Genomic DNA, 18856 nt, shown 5'->3' with positions numbered 1-18856 from the left:
GCGGCTACAGATAGTCCTCTACCGATGGTTCCCGGCTGGGAGGCAGCGGTCGGGCGGTCCTCTGCCGGTGGGTGTAGACCCAGAAGATCACTGCGGCGGCGGCCAGCAGACCGGCGCCCACAGCCCAGATGAGGAAGCCACTCCCGGCGCCCTGGGACGCGGATTGCCTGGATTCCGGCACGATGCCGTCGGCGTAGTCCTCGGGCTCATTGCCGCCCGAGTAGTTGATGGCGTGCGCCTTGGGCCGGCCGGACAAACCGAGTACGACCCTGCCGTCCCGGTCCCGGGTGACGTTCTGGAAGGAATCCTGCACCGCCGTCGGCAGGTCGGCGTGATGCCGACGGAATACCGACGAATCCATCTTGTCGAGTGTGACCTTGCCGAAGTCCACCCCGCCGTGGGTGTAAGTCACCTCGTAGGTCTTGCCGTTGATCGTCTTCAGCCGCTTGACGTTGAACTCCTTCTTGTTGTACGACTCGACGTAATCGTTGAAGACCTTTCGCGGAGACCACTGCTTCAGAGCCGGCCATCGACTGACGTCGCCACTGTCGACCATCGAGGCCAGCGCGCCGGACGACCGTTGGCGGTACCACTCGGCCGCGACCCGGCTCAGATACACCCGGCGCAGTTCGGCGAATTCCGGCGCCTCGTTGACGGCATTTTCCACCCTGGGCAGAATCACCGTACGGAATGCCGACTCCAGGCGCTTGTCGGGAACGGCGCACGAGCCCCCGCCGCCACCGTGTTGCTTCAGGTACTCGGTCTCCATTTTGACTTCGAGCGGCGCGTCGACGATATACAGCCCGCCGTTCTCCTCGTATACGGACGCGGGCTTCGGCACGATCCACTGCCGCATGTTGATGCAGCGTCTGGCCGCCACATCGCTCGAATCCCAGAATTTCTTGCCCGTGCCCGTGTCGGGGTGAAGCAGCCGGCCGACGACCTTCTTCATTCGGAAGTCCGCCTCGAGAAGGATCCGGCCCACGTCTGTCGCACCCAGCTTGGCGTCCACTATGCGGTTGGGCTCGGTGGGGTTGAGATTGACCCAGAACGTCGACGGGGACAGGCTCAGCCATACGAAGAACGCATCGGACATCTGGGCTGCGGCGATCTTCCCGTCGGTCACCCTGCGGTCATCGCCCGCGTCATTGCCCTTTGCCGGAGCTGCGTCGAGGGCGTAGCGCAGTTGGCCGCTCCCGTCCTCGGACAGATAGCGCAGCTCCAGCGTGGAAAAGTCGATCCCGCCAGGGTCGGCGCCCTGATTCAGTGCCGTGGCACCGGCACCCTTGGGGGCGGGGCTGCCGGGAGGCTGGAAGAGCCGGCCGCCCATCACGGCCGCCGCATCGGGACCGGCGGGCATGCCGAGGCTCTTCCATTTCTCGAACCCCTTCTGAAGGAAGCTGTCCGAGTCCTCTCCACTGTTCAGCTTGTCCTTCGCCTCCGGAGTGCCTTCCCTCTTGAGCTTTGCCCGGCTCTCCAGATCGGTCATGAACTTCATGGTCTTCATCTCGGGGAACCAGCTGCTTTTCATGTTCTGCTGGCACCTGCTCGGGGAGACGTCGCAGGGTATCTTCTCGGACAGCCCGGTGGGCACCTTGTCGTGCGCGCCGGACATATGCTTCTGCAGAAACCACTTGGCGACCCGCTCGGAGTGCATCCGTCCGCTCCTGAGGTCGGCCCGCAGGTCCGGGTCGGTACGCATATCCCACCGATAGCTCGGCGTGGACGACGTCCGCCAATCGACCGGGGTCTTTCCGTCGGCCTCGAGGAGGGGATTACCCGCCGGATCCACGAGGCGTAATTGTCCGCTCGGGTCCCGTTGATAGAGGTCGATGAGCGCAACTTTGCTGTTCTGCGCGAACCCGCTGACATTGGCCGTGACGATGACCCAGTTCACCTGGGTGTCTCCGCGTTGCTCGGCCCACTCGAACTCCGCTACGTTACGGGCCCAGCTCACGAATTCGTCTGGATTACCGCCGTTCTGGGTCAGGGACGTATGCCGTTGCCGATAGATGAGGATCGGCAGATGCTGGGGATCGCCCTCGTCGGCCGGCCAGAGGATGTAGCCGTAACTGTGGGGCCCCGCATGGGACGCAGACGGCGCGACGAGCGCTCCGAACAGGAGCGTGACCAGCGCCAGCAGCAGGACCAACCCGCGGCGCAGGGCCCGGGTCGGTGAGGGGAACAGACGTAAGTGAACCACCGAGCGCATCATGGGCACTCCGATCTTGAATTATATGGTGCGCGGCTGCGGAGCAGTGAATTGTGCAGACGTTCCTAGCACTCAGCGGCGATCTGGTCCAGCATTGCGCTCCACCAATTGCGATCGTCCGTGGTCATCGCGTGGTCACGGGCACACAACTGCCGCCAGACGTCCGCCACGGCATTTTCGAGTGTTTCCTGGGTTACCACGTCCAGGTCCAGCACCCTGGTCCGGAAGATGCCCAGGAACAACACGAAGAGCCCGATATCGGAATTGATCAGTCGGCTGTACTGGGGAATGTCGTCCAAGTAGAACACCCGATCGGTGGCTACCTCGACGGCGAAGCGATATCCGGGCTCGTCGCCTTCGGCCACGGCGACGTACTCGTTGCCCTGCTGATAGGTGGAGGCGAGAAGGCGCTCGTCGTGCAGGGGGACGATGTCCCGCACCGGGACCGTGGGCAGCCCCACGGTCGTGAGGAACTCGCGGGTCTGCGTAGACAGGCGCGGGCTGACCAGATCCGGCGGAACGGGCTGGAGCCGATCCCCCCAGATGCGCCGGATCTCGTCCACGGTGACACCACCGATCCGGCTCTGGCTCTGGCTCTGGCTCTGGCTCTGGCTCTGGCTCTGGCTCTGGCCGGAATCCTCTGCCATCTTCTGCCGTTTCCTCTCTCCCTCGGCTGGTTGGTCGACCGTATGCCCTCCGTCGATGGTGCCGGTCTCTTGGAACAGCACACCATTGTGCGCCGCACTCTCGCACGGGAAATCGGGGCGGCCACCGAACACACCGAAGCCCCAGAGCAGTTCGCGCGGCTCCCGTCCGTCTCGTGTGGACGGCTTCACCTGACCGTCTCGGCCGCGGGGCGATGACGGCGCTGACGGTTGCTCATGCCGCAGTGCTGCCCGCGATGTCGGTATCTACCATGTGTCGTATTCGGCCGCCATCCCATCGAAGGGCCCGTGATGCCGCGCAAGGTCAAGCCCACCCCGTCCCCCACCGGCTGGCGCCGCCTGATCGCGCGCGCTCCGATCCATCTGTACCGCTGGCGGCTGGGAGCCCTCATGGGCGCCCGTGTCCTGCTGCTCACCCACACCGGTCGCACGAGCGGGCAGCCCCGCCAGGTCGTCCTGGAAATCACCGGACGCAATCCGCAGACCGGTGCCTACCACCTGGCCTCCGGCTTCGGTCCCACCTCGCAGTGGTACCGCAACATCCAACACACCCCGCAGGTCACCATCCAGGTCGGACGGCACCGCACCGCGGCCCTGGCCCGCCCCATGAGACCCGAGGAATCGGGCCGCGCCATGGCCGACTACGCACCCCGCCACCCCCGAACGGCCCGCCGCCTCATGGGCATCTGCGGCATCGAGACCGACGGCAGCACCGACGACTACTACCTCGTCGGCCGCGATCACATCCCCTTCGTCGAGATCACCCCGACGCCCGACACACAGCCCACCCACGACATGTGACGGCCGGACGCGCACGACGCTCGGCATCGAAGGCCACAACGAAAACAGCAACGGCGACGGCGACGATCTGACGCCCTATGGGCTGAACGAGGGCCGCATACCCTCAGCGCCGTGCCGCCCGCCCGACGTCGCACGCCGTGCGCCCATCCGACCTGTGCAGGGCGGATGGGCGCACGGGCTCCACTGGTGTGAGCGGCTGCTACTGGAAGCCGCGGCCGCTCGCCGGCACGGCGCCCAGCGACAGAGCGCCGTCGGCGAGTTCCACACCGGGTTCGGCGACCATCCCCGCCAGGGCGGCATCCGGCTCGGCCAGAACGCCCGCTCCCTCGGCCGCGATGTCCGCGATCAGTGCGTCGATCTTCTCCTCGGTGGCCGAGGTCATGAGGAAGGCGTGCACGTACCGGCGCCAGCTCGCCGGCTTGCCCGGGTCATCGGGATTGATGCACACGTCCTGCGAGGACAGCGACCACTTGGCGACGAGTTCGTCGCTCGGCCGGCGGAACCGCACCGTGATCGCACCGGGTGTCCGTGCCGGCCACAGGTCCAGGCCGTGGGACTGCTTGAGGGCGCGCAGCTTCCGCTCGAAGTGGCCGGCCAGCCGCTGGGCCTCCTTGATCTTGTCGACCTGGTCCTGGTACGAGTTGCGGGCCAGGTGGTCCCACAGCACCAGCGGGGAGAAACCGTTGCGCGACCCCGCGAAGGTGGTGTCCTGGGCGCCGATGTACTGCGGGGTCGTCGGCGGCGCGAGCTGGTACTTGACCTTGGTCATGTAGATGCCGCACGGCCAGGGCGCGCCCGGCCACTTGTGCCCGCTCATCGCGATCGACGAGATCATGTCGATGATCCCGTGCCGCTCCGTCGGCAGCGCCAGGCCGAAGTCGAACTCGGGAAGTTCGACGTCCGGGGTCCAGCCGAAGCCGCTGTCCGCGGTCGCCATCCGCATGAACGGCCCGTAGCCGCCGCCGAGCGCCCCGTCCACGTGGATCCAGAAGCCACGGCGGTAGTCGAACAGCTCCTCCCCGGTCTTCGGGTTCTTGCCGTAGACCACGCGACGGCGCAGCAGGTTGTTCTCCTCGAAGATCGGCAGCAGACGCTCGCAGACCCGCCGGACGTCGTCGTGCGCCCCCTTGAAGGTGCTGCCGTAGTTGAGGTTGATGAGGATGGGGTGCCCGTTGCCGGCGAAGAACTTGACCAGCGTCTCCAGGGCGTCGATGTCGATCTCACCAGGGCCGTCCCACGAAAGCTTGGACGGGCCCGCCTTCGACGGCACCTCGGCCGGCCAGTGCTGGAGGGGATTGCCGTGCCGGTCCTTCAGCGGACAGCGGCCCTTGTACATCTCCTCGCCGACGGCATGGAAGGTCTGTACGCCGAGGACCCGTACCGCCTTGGTGAAGGAGTAGTGGGTGTCCTCGGAGAAGAAGGCCACTGGGCGATAGGCATTGGCGTTGCCGGGGACGGGCGCCGCCTGGACGTACTGGAACTGGCCGCCGAACGGCCCGTCCTTCTCGGGTTTGATCAGGGCCTTTCCGCCCAGGTAGTCGCGGGCGTTCCACATCCCGTACATGTTGCCCTCGGTCGAGCCCATGGACAGCATGTAGCCCCAGTACGACTCGGAGTCGTCCGGGTTGTGCGGCCACTTCGCGTTCCACAGCGCCGCGTAGTAGTCGAGCACCGCCCGCTCGACGATCTTGGTGTTGGGCTTGTAGCCACCGCTCTGGAACGGGTCGCCGATGTTGTTGAGGTGGTCCTCCAGGAACCGGGCCAGGTCCGCCGGATAGCCGTTCATGTCCTGGGTGACCTGGTAGCCGAGCATGTGGTCGCGCCGGTCGGCCAGGGCCAGCTCGATCGAGCTGAGCGCCTTGCGCCGTTGACTTCCGGTCAGTCTCTTGGCCTTGAGCTGGAAGTCCCGGGTGTCGAGGCCGGGCTCGATCGGGTACCGGGTACGTGGGTTGTCCGACGGCGGGCTGACGAGCGCGGCGTGGCCGTTGGCGAGGCCCTGCGACTGGAGGATGTGCTGCCAGGTCTCGTCATCGGGGCCGAAGGGGATCTGCAGACTTTGCTGCATGGGGGACGTGACGTCCGTCATGGGTGGGACTCCCTGTTGAGCTGTTGAGTGCGAGCGAGGGCGAACACAAGGGCTTCCGTTACGCAAAGACTTTCTCCGCTGCGGTCGGTGTTGCCGCAGGGGGGCGCCGGGCTTCACTGGTTCGGCTGAGCGCGGCGGGCCGATCGCCTGAAGCGCACGGGATGGGGGCGCCCTCGCGGGCACGGGCCGGCCGCTGGGCGAGCTTGCCCTTGCCGCCCGGGAGGCAGTGGCGGGGACGCGCACCTCGTCGAGGGAGTCACCGGCGGGTGCGGGGCCCGCAGCCCCTTCGCCGTCGAAGCTCTTCGGTACCCGCTCCGGCGCAGTTCAAGACGCGGTGCCGCGGCTACCGGTCACCGCCGTCCAGCCCCCAGAACGTGGCGGTGTAGTAGCTGGAACAGATGGTGCCGAGGTAGTAGGTGCCGGTGGTGCCGCACTGCTCGGCGCCGCTGCCGGGGTCGACGGCCAGGCCGTGGCCCATGCCGGAGACGGTGTAGACCTCGACCGCCGGCCGGCCGGAGGCGTCGTCGTGGACGCTCAGCGTCGTACCGCCGGGGAGGTTCTGGGTGTGGGAGGGGGTCTGGCCGATGCCCCACACGTCGGTCCACTGGTCGCGCAGTTCGCCGGCGTTGGCGGGTTTGACGGTGGTGTCGGCGGTGCCCTGCCAGATTGCCACGCGCGGCCAGGAGCTGGTGCCGGACGGAGCGGCCGCGCGGACGAGGTCGCCCCACTGCGCCGGGGTCCGGTCCGGCGGGCCGCCCATGCAGGTGAAGGCCGCGGGGAGGCTGTCGGCGCAGTGGGCGGGCAGTCCGGAGTCGATCGCGCCGCCCGCGAAGACGTCGGGGTAGGCGGCGAGCATGTTCGCGGTCATGCCGCCGCCGGCCGACAGACCGGTGAGGTAGACGCGCCTGGTGTCGCTGCCGTACTGGGAGACGGCCTTGTCGACCATCTGCCTGACCGACAGCGCCTCGCCGCGCCCGCGGGCGGTGTCGCCCGGCTGGAACCAGTTGAAGCAGGAGTTGGCGTTGTTCGCGCTGCTGGTCTGCGGGAAGACCACCGCGAAGCCGTAGCGGTCGGCGAGCTTCGGCCAGCCCGAGTGGCTGTAGTAGTCGCTCGCGCTCTGCGTGCATCCGTGCAGGGCGACCACGAGCGGTGCGCCGTCGGGCAGTCCTTCGGGCACATACGCGTACATGGCCAGGTTGCCGGGGTTCGTACCGAACCCGGGGACTTCGGTCAGCCCCGCGGCGGACGCCCGCGGCGCCGTGACCACCAGGCCGGCGGTGAGGGCGAGGGCTCCCGCCGCGGCGGTGATCCAGCGGCCGACGCCACGGACGGCGCGGCGGATCTTTGCGGGGCGGTACGGAGGGTGCGGCTGTCCCATGTCGATGCCTCCTGCTCTGATGGCGACACGCCCCTGGCCCGATGCCGGGCCGGGCCCGGCGAGCGGCGTGGCGTGCATCATCCGGCCGCGCACGCCTTCGTTGATATGGGCGGGCCGGCCAGGGTTGACGGAACCGCTGTGTGGCGGCCATCCATGACGGCGCCCCGTGGTGCGGCGACACGCGGCTGTTGAACGGCAGTCCCCTCGGCGGCCGGAACACCGGTCACCCCGCTTCCCGGTCCTGACACGCCCGTTGCACCTCCCCCACAGCCGATTCCGTGGCGCGAGAGACCATCATCGGACTGTGCTTTGTAGTGGTCGCTCACATGGGATGAGCCGGGGAAACTCTCTACCGTTCTCGGCCATGACGAACGCACTTCCCACCCCCGCTCCCCTGCCGCCGCCCGCCGCCGCGGTCGATCTGAGCGGCCGTACGGCCCTGGTGACCGGCGGCGGCAGCGGGATCGGCCGGGCCTGTGTACTCGCCCTCGCGCAGGCGGGGGCCACCGTGTACGCGGTCGACCGGGACGCCGAAACCGCCAAGGCCGTCGCGGAGATCACCGGCGGCGAGGCGCACGTGGCCGATCTCGCGGACCCGGAGGCCATCGACCTGCTGCCGGCCGAGGTCGACATCCTGGTCAACAACGCCGGTCTGCAGCACGTGGCGCCGATCGCGGAATTCCCCGCGGAGCGGTTCGAGCTGATCCAGAAGGTGATGGTCACCGCGCCGTTCCTGCTGCTACGGCGCGTCCTGCCGCACATGTACGCGCGCGGTTGGGGCCGGGTGGTCAACGTTTCCAGCGTCCACGGGCTGCGGGCCAGCGCCTACAAATCGGCCTATGTCGCCGCCAAGCACGCCCTGGAAGGGCTAAGCAAGGTCACCGCGATCGAGGGCGCCCCGCACGGGGTGACCAGCAACTGCGTCAACCCCGGGTATGTCCGTACCCCGCTGGTGGAGGGCCAGATCCGCGACCAGGCGGCCGCCCACGGCATCAGCGAGGCCGACGTGCTCTCCGACGTGTTGCTGGCCCGCTCCCCCGTCAAGCGGCTCCTGGAGGCCGAGGAGGTGGCCGCAGCCGTCCTGTGGCTGTGCGGCCCGCACTCCGGCTTCCTCACCGGGGCGTCCCTGCCGCTCGACGGCGGCTGGACCGCCAACTGAACGGCGGCCGTGTCGTCAGGGGCCACCCGTACGACCGTCCCCACCGTTCCCCGCCCGTCCCCCACCCGTCCCCCACCCGTGGTCAACGCCCGTGGCCCCGCGCCTACTTCGCCTCCCGCACCATCTGCGCCGCTCCCGGCCCCCTCCCGACCGCCACCGTCATCAGCGCCCCCACCGCGAGCGCACCCCCCAGCCACATCACGCCCACCGCGCCCCAGCCGTCAGCTGCCCGGCCGCCGAGGAGTGCCCCCAACGCGATGGCCCCGTTGAACACCGCCACGAACAGCGCGGACGCCGCCTCCCGGGCACCCGGCGCGGCCGCCATCAGCCAGGTCTGGGTGCTCACGGACACGCCCCCGTAGGCGAGGCCCCATACGGCCACCAGGACGGCTGCCACTGGCACCCCGCCGCCGTGGCCCAGCAGCGGCACCAGCAGTACCGCGCCCGCGAGCACCCCGCAGATCACCAGCAACGCCGCCCGCGGTGCCCGCGCCGCCCCGGCGCCGGCGGTGAAGTTGCCCGCCAGACCGGCGAGGCCGAAGGCCAGCAGCAGCGTGCTGATCTGGTCCGGCTGCGCGCCGGCCACCTCCTCGAGGACCGGCCGCACATAGGTGTACGCCGCGAAATGGCCCGTCACCAGGAGCGCCAGCAGCAGCAGTCCGGTTCGTACGGTGGTACCGCGCAGCAGTCCCAGCACCCCGTTCAGCCGGACCGCCCGGTCCTCCGGCAGCGGCGGAAGCAGGGCGGCCAGGGCTGCGCCCACCGCCCCGCAGACCACCGCCATCGCCACGAAGGCGGTGCGCCAGCCGCCCAGTTCGCCCAGGAACGTGCCGGCCGGGACGCCCAGCACCGAGGCCGCCGCGACCCCGCTGAAAATCAGGGACGTGGCCGCCGCCACCCGCCTCCCGGGCACCAGCCGCACCGCCAGCCCCGCCGCAATCGCCCACACCCCTCCCATTCCCAACCCCACCAGTACCCGCGCGGCCAGCAGCACCACGACATTCGGCGCGTACGCGGCGAGCAGATTCGCCACCGCCAGCGTGCCCATCAGGGCGACCAGCACCGTCCGCCGGTCCCGCCGCCCCACCAGCAACGTCAGAACCGGCGCGGCCACCGCCGCGACCAGCCCCGTCACGGTCAGCGTCAGCCCCGCCGTACCGTCCGAGATGCGCAGCTCGCGGCCCATCGGCGTCAACAGCCCCACCGGCAGCATCTCCGACGTCACGACGGTGAACGTCGCGGCCGCCAGCGCCCCCACCGCCGGCCAGCCACCGCCCCTACCTTCCGCCAACTCCCTTGCCTGCAGCCCTGGTTCAGCTCCGCGGACCACCGTTACGCCCTCACCGTTCGTCATGCCCCCAGCCAACGCCCGCACCCGCCGGGGAACAACGGCCAACTCCTCACCCTTCTATGAGCAGGACTTATCGATCCGCCGAGTCATGCCACCGACCCACGACCACACCTCGGAAAGGACCCCATGAGCGGCCCACCGGTCACGCCCACCACCGCCCACGCCCCCGCCCCCTCCCCCGGCCTCGAAATCCGCGAGCTGGAGTGCTTCCTCGTCCTGTCCGAGGAGCTGCACTTCGGCCGCGCCGCCGAGCGGCTGTATGTGTCGCAGAGCCGCGTCAGCCAGCTCCTGCGGGCCCTGGAGTCCCGGATCGGCGCCCGGCTCGTGGACCGCACCAGCCGCCGGGTCCGTCTGACCCCGCTCGGCGAGGAGTTCCGTACGTCCCTGCGCCCGGCCTACGACGCGCTGCGCGCCACCGTCGAGCGCGCCCGCAGCGCCGCCCGTGGCATCGAGGGCCGGCTGACGATCGGCTTCCAGGGCACCGCGGACGACCGCATCATGCGGGCCATCGACGCCTTCCACCGCCGACACCCGGCCTGCGCCACCGAGATCGTCGAGATCCCGCTCTGCGACCCGTTCGGCGCGCTGCGCAGCGGCACGGTCGATGTCGCCGTCACGCTGCTGCCCATGGCCGAGCCCGATCTCACCCTCGGCCCGGTCTTCGCCGACCAGCAGCAGACCCTCGCGGTCTCCGTACGCCACCCGCTGGCATCCCGCGCCGCGATCACCGCCGAGGATCTCACCGACGTCGCCCTCATTTCCCCGGACGGCCCGGCGCCCGCCTACTGGCGCGCGGCCCATGCCCCGGCCGCCACACCGCAAGGCCGCCCGATACCCGCCGGCCCCAAGGTCAGCACCCTGCAAGAGGGGCTCACGCTCACCGCTGCGGGCCGCGGGGGAATGCTGCTGTGCCGCCCCACGGCCGACTACCACGGCCGCCGTGACATCGCGTTCGTCCCCGTGACCGGCCTGCCGAACTCCGTCCTGGGCCTCGTTCACCACACCGCCCGGGAGACGGCCCGTGTGCGCGCCTTCCGCTCGGCCGTGCTGGCGGCCGCGGAGCCGTCGGGCGACGTGACAGAGACGGCACGGACGACGGAGACGGCAGAGACAGCAAGCGCGACCCAGGGTCTGTCCGATGGGCCAAGGTCTGCAGAGGGGTCCGGCGCCGGGCCGCCCACACCCGAGACGCCGACCGATTTCCGTGCCATACGGAGCGGCATGGCCAAGAGGACGAACTCGGTTGGCGTGACGCGGTGGTCCGGGTGACCCGCCGCCTGGAGGTTGCGGCGGGCGAGGTCACGGAACGCTGACGGAGCCTTGACCGGCACCGCTCCACCAGGCGACGTATTCGGGCGTGCCCACCGTCAGTCGTCGCGAGGTGAGAATCGGCCCGCCCGTACGCTGTCGGCCGATGCACGTGGGCGGCGGTCGGGAGCGGGCATGAGCGGTGCGGCGAGCGGCCCCGGTGGTCAGGGCGGTCCGAGGGGGCCGGGCGGCATGGCTCTGCGGCTGCGGCGCGAGCAGGACGTGCTCGCGCGGATGCGCGGGACCGAGGACCGGATCGCGGACGCGATCACCACCTTCGCCGCACCATGCTGTTCGTCCACATCCATGCGGCGTGCGACCTCCCGGCCTCGCAGACCCGTCTCTCCTTTGCACGGCTGCGAGTTGTTGCCTTCCTGGGGCGACCGAGCCAGGGCATTGGGTCGAACATCACGCCGTTCGCTCCTGGGCGACAAGTGGACATACGCAATAGGAGAGCCGCGTTAGTCACCCGACGGGTGGTTTACGGTTCTCGTCCGTGTGAATGCGCTTCCGCCGTGTCACTCGTATGCCAAGAGTGATGCGCGATGAACACACAAAACATGAGCACTTCAGAGGTCAGCGTCCCTGTCACGAAGAACGGGAACGTATCGAGCGGGGAGCAGCCGGCTTCGGAGACCTCACACACTCCGTACCCCGCACCGCCGTCGCACGGCGCGCCGCCCTCGCGGCGTTCCGTGGTCACGGCGACCGGTGCCTCGGTACTCGCTGTCGGGCTCACCGCCGCCTCCGCCGCGCCCGCGACCGCGCTGAGCCCTGCCACCGCACCCTCGACGGCGCCGGCCGCGGTGCCGCCCGGCGTCGACCGCAAGGCGTTCACCACGGTCGCCCGCGCCATCGTCGTCTATGACGAGCACGACAAACCCCTCGTCCCGGCCTACGTGAAGGCCATCGAGAACGGCCTGCCGGCCAGCCGGGCCAAGGCAACGAAGCGGGTCCTGATCGTCGGGGCCGGACCGGCCGGGCTGCTCGCCGCCGGCCTGCTCAACCGGGCGGGCCACGACGTGGTCGTGATCGAGGCCAACGGCAACCGCGTCGGCGGCCGTATCAAGACGTTCCGCAAGGGAGGCCACGAGAAAGGAGAGCAGCCCTTCGCCGACCCCAATCAGTACGCCGAAGCCGGGGCCATGCGACTGCCGGGCAGCCACCCGCTCCTCATGGCACTGATCAAGAAGCTCGGCCTCACGCTCCAGGAGTTCTACCTGGTGGATGTGGAGGTCGACAACCCATCGAAGCGGGCCAACCGCACCTGGATCCACGTCAATGGCATCCGCATCCGCAGGGCCGAGTACGAGAAAAATCCCGAAAAGATCAACGACACCTTCGGTGTCACGGGCCCCAACCGCACGAAGACCGCCTCCGCCATCCTCGCGCAGGCCCTCGAACCCGCACACCGGCTCATCCGGGGCAAGGAAGGGACGGCCCTCGTCAACGGGTGGGTCAAGGTCCTCAAGAAGTACGGCCACTGGTCCATGTACCGGTACCTCACCGAAGTCGCCAGGCTCGACACCAGGACCATCGACCTCATCGGCACCATCCAGAACCTGACCTCACGGCTGCATCTCTCCTTCCTGCACAGCTTCCTGTCCAGCGCGCTGATCGATCCCAAGACGAAATTCTGGGAAATCAGGGGTGGTACCGCGCTGCTTGCCGACGCGCTGTACAAGCCTGTGAAGGGCAAGGTGAGCCTCGACAGGCGCGCCGTACGCATCGAGCACCACGGCGGCAAGGTCAGGGTTCACACCGTTTCCGAGGCCTGCCAGACCGGCGAGGGGGGTGTCACGGAGGTCTTCGAGGGTGACGAGGCGATCATCACCGTTCCCTTCTCCGGACTGCGCCATGTGCCCTTCGACCCTCCGCTGACCTACGGCAAGCGCCGGGCCATCACGGAACTGCACTACGACGCCGCGACCAAGGTGCTGCTGGAGTTCTCCCGCCGCTGGTGGGAGTTCACCGAGGAGGAATGGAGGGCGGCGCTGAACTCCATCGAGCCCAAGCTTTACGAGAAGTACCAGGCGGGCCAGGTCAAGGACGCCAAATACCTCGGCGCGCACAAGTCCGTGAAGGACCTGGGGGTGACGATCCCCGACGCACTCAAGGAGTGTTTCGCCGGCTTCCGGCCCGTCATGAGCGGCGAACCCGAAGCGGCCCATACCCGTGGCGGCGGCTCCGTGAGCGACAACGCCAACCGCTTCGTGTACTTCGAGCACTCAGGGGGTTCGGAAGTCAGCGAGGGAGGCATCACGCTCGCCTCCTACAGCTGGTCCGACGACGCCCTCAAATGGGACGCGTTCGCTGACGACGAGCGCTATCTGCGCGCGCTCGCCGGCCTGCAGGACATCTACGGCCGCCGCTGCGAGGTCTTCTTCACCAACAAGTGCAAGACCCAGTCGTGGATGCGCGACCACTACGCCTATGGTGAGGCTTCCGTGCTCTTCCCGGGCCAGCACGCGGAGCTGTTCCCCGACATCCCCAGCTCCGAAGGACCGCTTCATTTCGCGGGGGACCACACCTCCATCAAGCCCGCCTGGATCGAAGGCGCCCTCGAATCCGCCGTCCGGACCGCGTTGAAGGTCCACGCGGGCTGACGGGTGCGGTGCGGCGCCCGGGCCAGCTGAGGTCGCTTTCCATTAGCTCGGTGAGGCGCTCGGCTGGGGTGTCCCAACCGAGCGTCTTCCGGGGCCTGGGGTTCAGTAGCCCGGTGGGGCTTCGCCGTGCTCGCCCCTGTCCTCTTCTGGCTCCCCCACTGAATGGTGGCCTCCGCTGTCACGCGGAAGCCACCACCTCCCCGGTCGCGACCTGGGGAGGGTTGGGGAGCAGCGCCGCGAGGTGGTCCCGCACGAAATCCACGGCCCTCAAGATCGATTCTTCGGCACCGGCCTGGTCCTGGAAGACGCTGGTCGAGATCATCACTCCCTCCCCGGCATCGATCCAGTAGTAGGCCACGAATCCGGGGACCTGGCGCATGAGCGGTACGAATCCCTCGTTGACGAGGCGCCCCGTCTCGACTGGATCGGTCACCCCTTCATATCGCCGGACTGCTGCGTACATGGCCGATCTCCTCATGGGGTTCCGGGTCGTGTCTTTCTGAGACGCCGTACCCCTGAGTCGACTTCCTGGTTTGCGAAGAGGCCGTCAATCACCTGAAGGGCTGCCTCAGATGATCCAAACGGGCCGGTCGCCGTACTGCCGGCGAGGCAACGCCCGGCCCGGCCCCCGCGCGGGGAAGCGGCGACCGCCTTAAGCGGAATGGCGTGGAATGGGGTGCTCGCGCTGTGCCCAAACGCCTCTCGGGCCGGCCTGAACCGCTCGCCGCCCGCCCCGCACTATCAGCCCACTCGCTCCCCTACCAGCTGCTCCTCGATCAGATCCACGGCCCGGCGGGTGCCGCCCTCGGCGCGCACCTCGGCCCACAGCCATGCCGAGCGCGCGGCGACCTGTGGATCGCCGATGAGTTCCATCAGAGCCGTACGCAGCGCCGCGGCCGAGACGTCCGGGGTGTCGATCCGGCGGGCGACACCCAGTTCGACGAGCCGGTCGGCGTAGAGGCACTGCTCGGCCCCGTGCGGTACCGCGATCATCGGCACACCGGCGTACAGGCCCTCACCGCAGCTGCCCATACCGGTGTGTGTCACCCATGTGTCCACCTGCTCGAGGATCGTCAATGGCGGCACCCACGGCCGCACTTCGAAGTTGGGAGGGATCCGGTCCCCCACCTCGGCCGAATCGCCGCCACTGCCGGTCTGCAGCACCACATGCCACCCCGGAAGATCCGCGAAGGCCGCCACACACTGCCCGTAGATCTCCCGCTGCCTGGGATACGCCGAGCCGCCCAGCGACACCAGCAGCACCTTCTCCGCACCGGCCGGCCGCATCCAACCGTCGTGCTCCTCACCGGCGCCGAAACACGGGCCGACGAACGTCACCGCCTCGGTGTCGACCCGGTCCGCATGTGGCTGCATGGCGCGCGGGATCATGGCGAGCGCTCGCCGTGGCCGGCCGGTGAACTCTTCCACGTTCGTGGTCACCGCACCGCACCGGGCCAGCCAATCGGCGAACCGCGCTCGGTGGGCGGAACCTCCGGGCAGCCGGGCGAACGCCGCACCGATCTCGTCCTGCGCGCCTTCCCAGGCCACATGCATGGGTGACAGCTGGACGAGGTCGCGGCCCTGCGCCTCGGCCAGCGCGCGGCCTGCGTACGCGCCGATGTCGTAGAGGTAGAGGTCGGCGGGGGCGTCGTCGTACGCGGCGTGCAGCTGTGGCAGTACGGCCATCGCCTCGTCGAGGAAGAGGGAGGCGGAGGCGATGAGGTCCTGCGGCCAGTCGCTGTCGGCGACCGGCAGAGTGGAGGTCACGCGGACCAGCTCGGCACCGGTGGGGGTGATCAGCCCGGCGACGTGGTCGGCGTTGGCGTACGTCACGCGATGGCCGCGGGCCACCAGCTCACGGATGATCTCCAGGCTGGGCAGCACATGGCTGACCATGGGCGTGCCGATCATGGCGATATGGGCAGGTCGGGGCATATCGGGACTTCCTTGACTAGAGGTCTACGCCAGGGAAACGCTGCGGGGCACAACTCGGCAACGGGGCAGTGCGCAACAGAGCAACGCGGCGCGATCCTCTTCGGCGTCCCGCGCAACGAAGGCGTACGGCGCGCGAGGCGGTCAGCCGGCCGGCCTGTCGACGTGCTCAATGTCCGACGACCGCAGATCGGCCTTCGAGGTTCCGGCCGCGGAGGTGCTCACGGGCCGCCGGAAGCACCTGAGGAGCGCGCGGCAAACCGACAAGACCAAGGTCGTGAAGCCGAATTGGGCGATTGCGGAAGCGGAGAAGGCGGAGGGCACCGACGGGTGGGGGCGGTGGTGTCGCCGTACGCCGGAGTCGGCGGCCGTCCAGATGCGGCACGTGAGCGAATACATGCGGCGTGACTGTGCCTCAAGGCATGTGCGCCCGCGGCCAACTGCGCCCCGGTCCACGCCCACGCCGGATCACGTCACGCTCGCCATGGCCCCGAGGCGGTACGACCAGCGGGCGAGGCCGAGGGGACGGTGGTACGCGAGGAGCCCGACGCCCTAGCGGAAAGCCTGCTCTACGCGTTCCGCCACCATGCTCGCGCCGCCGGCCCCGGCGCGCGGTCAGGCACTACCCGTTGCGCTGCTCGAGCGCCGCGCGGCGCTTGGTGCGGACGACCACCCAGATCAACAGAACCACGAAGAGGAGACCGAAAAACAGCAGAAGGATCAGAAAACCCACCAACCCCTTGATGCCGCTGTTGCTGCTCCTCTTCTTCGACTTCTTGCCGCCAAGGACGGACTTGGACGACGTCGAACGGGAGGAGCCGTGGCGGTAGGCGGACTGCTGCGTGGCAGCGACGGCCGCTGTGGTGGTCACCCGGCCGGCCTCGGCCGTACCGCGACCCGCCGCCGTGGCCGGCGCGACGCCGACGGTCAGCAGGGCGATCAGCAGCGCCAGCACGACGGCCGGCCGGCGCCGGGGCACGGTCGGTACGGGGCGCACGGTGGCGTTCCGCGGATCGGACTCGGGGCGTGCGGAGTTGATGGGCATCCTTGGGTCTCCCTGGGATCGAGCGGTCAGCCATTATGGGCGCAGCGGGCATCACGGCCCAACGCCCAGCGTCGTCCGCTTCCCGGCCCCGTGCGCGTGCACGTGGGCAGAACGTGCCGTATGCCGCTTCGGTGAGGCGGGCGCGCCATGACGCAGAGATTCCCAGTGGGCGGCGCAGAACCTTCAGGGACGCACCACATAGCGGACGGGGCTTGTGGCCTTGGAGGCGAGCCGGCCGAGGGGCTCCCTGACGTCGCCGAGGTCGAAAACTTCGGTGACGGAGGCGGACAGGTCCAAGCGGCCGAACTCCAGCAGCCCCGCCACCCGCCGCAGGTCGGTGATGCCGTATCCGAGGAAGGCCGTGGCGGACTGCTCAAGGTTGTGGAACCGGCCGAAGTCGTCGATCGAGACGGCCCCGGAGCACACGCCCGCGAGGACGAGACGGCCGGCCATGCCCAGCAGCCCCTGCGCCTGGTTGCGTACCGTGCCGTGGCCGACGAAGTCCACGGCGAGGTCGAGCCCCCGCCCGTCGGTCAGGTCGGCGATCCGGGCCGGGGCCGCCGGATCGGCAGGGTCCAGGGCCGCGTCCGCGCCCAGTTCACGGGCGCGGGCGCGGGCATCGGGGAGCGGGTCGAAGCCGACGATCGGTGCCGCGCCTGCGGAACGGGCGATCTGCACCGCGTGCGTTCCGAGCCCGCCCAGTCCCCACAGGCCGACGCTCTCGCCGGCTCGCAGTCGGCCGTGCCGGACCAGCGCGCTGAACGGGACGGTCACGGCGTCCGGAACGATTGCGGCGGCTACGTCGGGCAGGGAGTCGGGGACGGCGACCAGCGCGTGGTGGGCGGACAGTACGTACTGCGCCCAGCCACCGTCGATGTCCATACCGAGCGTGCGCAGGTCGGTGCAGGGCCCGCTCATGGACCGGCAGCCGGCGCAGCGCTCGCAGCGCTGGCGGGACATCGGCATGACGCGGTCACCGGGCTTCCAGGTGTCGGGGACCGCGGGGCCGATCGCGGCCACGGTGCCGGCGATCTCGTGGCCGAGGGTGATCCGGTGTCCGGGTCCTCGGTCCGGGGTGAAGTCGCGCAGGGAGCCGTCGAGTACGTGGACATCGGTCAGGCATACCCCGGCCGCGTCCACCTTGAGCAGGACCTGCCCGGGTCCGGGCTGTGGCACGGGGATCTCGTGCAGGCCGAAGGTGCCCGTGGACGTCTCGAGGCGGGCGGCTGTCATGGTGGCGGGCAGGGCCTGGGAGGGAGATCCTCCGGTGGGCCGGACGCCTTGTGAGGGGCGGGTGGTGGAGGTGGTCATGGGGCACTCCGGCAAGAGGTGGCTGGTCGTGCGGACGGTGGGAGGGAGGGACATGCGAGGGAGGCAGGGATGTGCGAGGGAGGCAGGGATGTGCAAGGGCGTCAGGAATGTGCAAGGGCGTCAGGGATGTGCGAGCGCGTCGAGCTCGGTCATGTCGGCGTCGGTGAGTCGCGCCGCCACCTCTGCGGCGGCCAGGTTCTGTTCCAGGTGGGTGCGGTGGGAGGTGCCCGGGATCGGGAGGATCGAGGGGTGGTGGGCGAGCAGCCAGGCGAGCGCGACCTGGGCGGTGGCCGCCTGGATGCGCTGGGCGATCGCGGTGAGCCGTGGGTCTTGCCGCTGCTCGGCGGTGCCGAGCGGGAAGTAGGGGACGAACGGCACAGGTTCGGCGCCGTGGGCTCGGCATGCGGCCAGGGCGGGGGCGCCGCTGCGGTCGAACAGGTTGAAGCGGTTCTGTACCGCGGCGACCGGAGCGATGGCTGCTGCGCGTGGGAGGTGCTCGGGGGTGATGCCGCTCAGGCCGAGGTGGCCGATGTCGCCCTTGTCGATCAGTTCGGCCAGGGTTCCCCAGGATTCCTCGAAGGGCGTGGAGTCGGGCTGGAGCAGTCCGTCGCCGCCCACGCGCAGGTAGACCAGGTCCAGGCGGTCGAGGCCGAGGCGGCGCAGGTTGTCGTGCACCTGATTGACGAGCTGGGAGGGGGAGGCGGCGGGCAGCCAGGAGCGGTCGGGGCCGCGGACGACGCCGACCTTGGTGGCGATCAGCAGGTTCTCGGGGTAGGGATGCAGGGCTTCGCGCAGCACTTCGTTGGCGACCGCGGGGCCGTAGAAGTCGGCGGTGTCGATGTGGGTGACGCCGTGGTCGAGCGCGGCGCGCATGACACCGATCGCGGCATCGCGGTCGGCGGGCGGGCCCCACACGCCGGGGCCGGGCAGTTGCATGGTGCCGTAGCCGAGGCGGCTGACGGAGTGACCAGCGAGGCGGATGGTCGGGGTGGTCATGGCGAC

The 18856-nt window shown here is 69.5% G+C and carries 12 protein-coding genes and 2 pseudogenes; 4 read left to right on the top strand and 10 right to left on the bottom strand.

All coding sequences use genetic code 11. From position 1 onward, the window contains the following. Positions 1-4: 4 nt before the first annotated feature. Both ACIRPT_RS35295 and ACIRPT_RS35290 read right to left on the bottom strand, forming a co-directional pair. A complete protein-coding gene (locus ACIRPT_RS35295) occupies positions 5-2215 on the bottom strand; it encodes a hypothetical protein (RefSeq protein WP_403834872.1) in 2211 nt (736 codons plus the stop codon). Positions 2216-2277: 62 nt separating this feature from the next. Further along, the gene (locus tag ACIRPT_RS35290) at positions 2278-3048 is read right to left on the bottom strand and encodes an SUKH-4 family immunity protein (protein ID WP_403834870.1); all 771 of its coding nucleotides are present in this window, start codon (positions 3046-3048) and stop codon (positions 2278-2280) included. A 120-nt stretch (positions 3049-3168) separates the two neighbouring features. Here ACIRPT_RS35290 and ACIRPT_RS35285 point away from each other — a divergent pair, with 120 nt between their 5' ends. Next, entirely contained in the window at positions 3169-3678 is a 510-nt protein-coding gene (locus ACIRPT_RS35285; RefSeq protein ID WP_403502602.1) for a nitroreductase family deazaflavin-dependent oxidoreductase, read from the top strand. Positions 3679-3877: 199 nt separating this feature from the next. Here ACIRPT_RS35285 and ACIRPT_RS35280 read toward each other — a convergent pair whose 3' ends face one another. Beyond that, positions 3878-5764 (bottom strand): histidine decarboxylase, encoded by a 1887-nt coding sequence (locus ACIRPT_RS35280; protein WP_403834867.1) that lies wholly within the window; start codon positions 5762-5764, stop codon positions 3878-3880. A gap of 355 nt (positions 5765-6119) precedes the next feature. Next, a pseudogene (locus ACIRPT_RS35275) lies at positions 6120-7142 on the bottom strand (alpha/beta hydrolase family esterase); the annotation flags it as partial. A gap of 364 nt (positions 7143-7506) precedes the next feature. Between ACIRPT_RS35275 and ACIRPT_RS35270 the strand changes: the two are divergent. Then, positions 7507-8301 carry a 3-hydroxybutyrate dehydrogenase gene (locus ACIRPT_RS35270; RefSeq protein WP_403834864.1) on the top strand — a complete coding sequence of 265 codons (795 nt, stop codon included), beginning with the start codon at positions 7507-7509 and terminating at the stop codon, positions 8299-8301. A gap of 103 nt (positions 8302-8404) precedes the next feature. Here the strand turns inward: ACIRPT_RS35270 and ACIRPT_RS35265 are convergent, their stop codons facing one another. Continuing rightward, complete coding sequence (locus ACIRPT_RS35265; protein WP_403834862.1) at positions 8405-9655, bottom strand: MFS transporter; 1251 nt, start codon at positions 9653-9655, stop codon at positions 8405-8407. A 123-nt stretch (positions 9656-9778) separates the two neighbouring features. Here ACIRPT_RS35265 and ACIRPT_RS35260 point away from each other — a divergent pair. Beyond that, positions 9779-10711, top strand: a pseudogene (locus ACIRPT_RS35260) (LysR family transcriptional regulator); the annotation flags it as partial. A 794-nt stretch (positions 10712-11505) separates the two neighbouring features. After that, a complete protein-coding gene (locus ACIRPT_RS35255; RefSeq protein ID WP_403834859.1) occupies positions 11506-13566 on the top strand; it encodes a flavin monoamine oxidase family protein in 2061 nt (686 codons plus the stop codon). A gap of 178 nt (positions 13567-13744) precedes the next feature. On the opposite strand, the gene ACIRPT_RS35250 is transcribed toward ACIRPT_RS35255, so the two are convergent. The 5 genes from ACIRPT_RS35250 to ACIRPT_RS35230 form a co-directional block, all read right to left on the bottom strand. After that, on the bottom strand, positions 13745-14029 hold the full coding sequence (locus ACIRPT_RS35250; protein WP_403502624.1) for a hypothetical protein: 285 nt from the start codon (positions 14027-14029) through the stop codon (positions 13745-13747). A 278-nt stretch (positions 14030-14307) separates the two neighbouring features. Then, on the bottom strand, positions 14308-15501 hold the full coding sequence (locus tag ACIRPT_RS35245; RefSeq protein WP_403834857.1) for a macrolide family glycosyltransferase: 1194 nt from the start codon (positions 15499-15501) through the stop codon (positions 14308-14310). A 619-nt stretch (positions 15502-16120) separates the two neighbouring features. After that, positions 16121-16543 (bottom strand): hypothetical protein, encoded by a 423-nt coding sequence (locus ACIRPT_RS35240; RefSeq protein ID WP_403834855.1) that lies wholly within the window; start codon positions 16541-16543, stop codon positions 16121-16123. A 183-nt stretch (positions 16544-16726) separates the two neighbouring features. Beyond that, complete coding sequence (locus ACIRPT_RS35235; protein WP_403834852.1) at positions 16727-17854, bottom strand: alcohol dehydrogenase catalytic domain-containing protein; 1128 nt, start codon at positions 17852-17854, stop codon at positions 16727-16729. A gap of 120 nt (positions 17855-17974) precedes the next feature. Beyond that, complete coding sequence (locus tag ACIRPT_RS35230; RefSeq protein WP_403834849.1) at positions 17975-18850, bottom strand: oxidoreductase; 876 nt, start codon at positions 18848-18850, stop codon at positions 17975-17977. Positions 18851-18856 lie beyond the last annotated feature (6 nt).

Source organism: Streptomyces sp. NPDC101227, from assembly GCF_044767545.1.
Lineage (GTDB): Bacteria > Actinomycetota > Actinomycetes > Streptomycetales > Streptomycetaceae > Streptomyces.
The sequence above is the reverse complement of the archived record's forward strand: the minus strand, read 5'-3'. Positions and strand labels throughout refer to the sequence as shown.

Excerpts from the sequence above, each read along its gene's own strand:
- ACIRPT_RS35280 (WP_403834867.1), bottom strand. The coding sequence starts at position 5,764 with ATGACGGACGTCACGTCCCCCATGCAGCAAAGTCTGCAGATCCCCTTC.
- ACIRPT_RS35270 (WP_403834864.1), top strand. The coding sequence starts at position 7,507 with ATGACGAACGCACTTCCCACCCCCGCTCCCCTGCCGCCGCCCGCCGCC.
- ACIRPT_RS35235 (WP_403834852.1), bottom strand. The coding sequence starts at position 17,854 with ATGACCACCTCCACCACCCGCCCCTCACAAGGCGTCCGGCCCACCGGA.
- ACIRPT_RS35285 (WP_403502602.1), top strand. The coding sequence starts at position 3,169 with ATGCCGCGCAAGGTCAAGCCCACCCCGTCCCCCACCGGCTGGCGCCGC.
- ACIRPT_RS35240 (WP_403834855.1), bottom strand. The coding sequence starts at position 16,543 with ATGCCCATCAACTCCGCACGCCCCGAGTCCGATCCGCGGAACGCCACC.
- ACIRPT_RS35230 (WP_403834849.1), bottom strand. The coding sequence starts at position 18,850 with ATGACCACCCCGACCATCCGCCTCGCTGGTCACTCCGTCAGCCGCCTC.
- ACIRPT_RS35295 (WP_403834872.1), bottom strand. The coding sequence starts at position 2,215 with ATGATGCGCTCGGTGGTTCACTTACGTCTGTTCCCCTCACCGACCCGG.
- ACIRPT_RS35250 (WP_403502624.1), bottom strand. The coding sequence starts at position 14,029 with ATGTACGCAGCAGTCCGGCGATATGAAGGGGTGACCGATCCAGTCGAG.
- ACIRPT_RS35255 (WP_403834859.1), top strand. The coding sequence starts at position 11,506 with ATGAACACACAAAACATGAGCACTTCAGAGGTCAGCGTCCCTGTCACG.
- ACIRPT_RS35245 (WP_403834857.1), bottom strand. The coding sequence starts at position 15,501 with ATGCCCCGACCTGCCCATATCGCCATGATCGGCACGCCCATGGTCAGC.
- ACIRPT_RS35265 (WP_403834862.1), bottom strand. The coding sequence starts at position 9,655 with ATGACGAACGGTGAGGGCGTAACGGTGGTCCGCGGAGCTGAACCAGGG.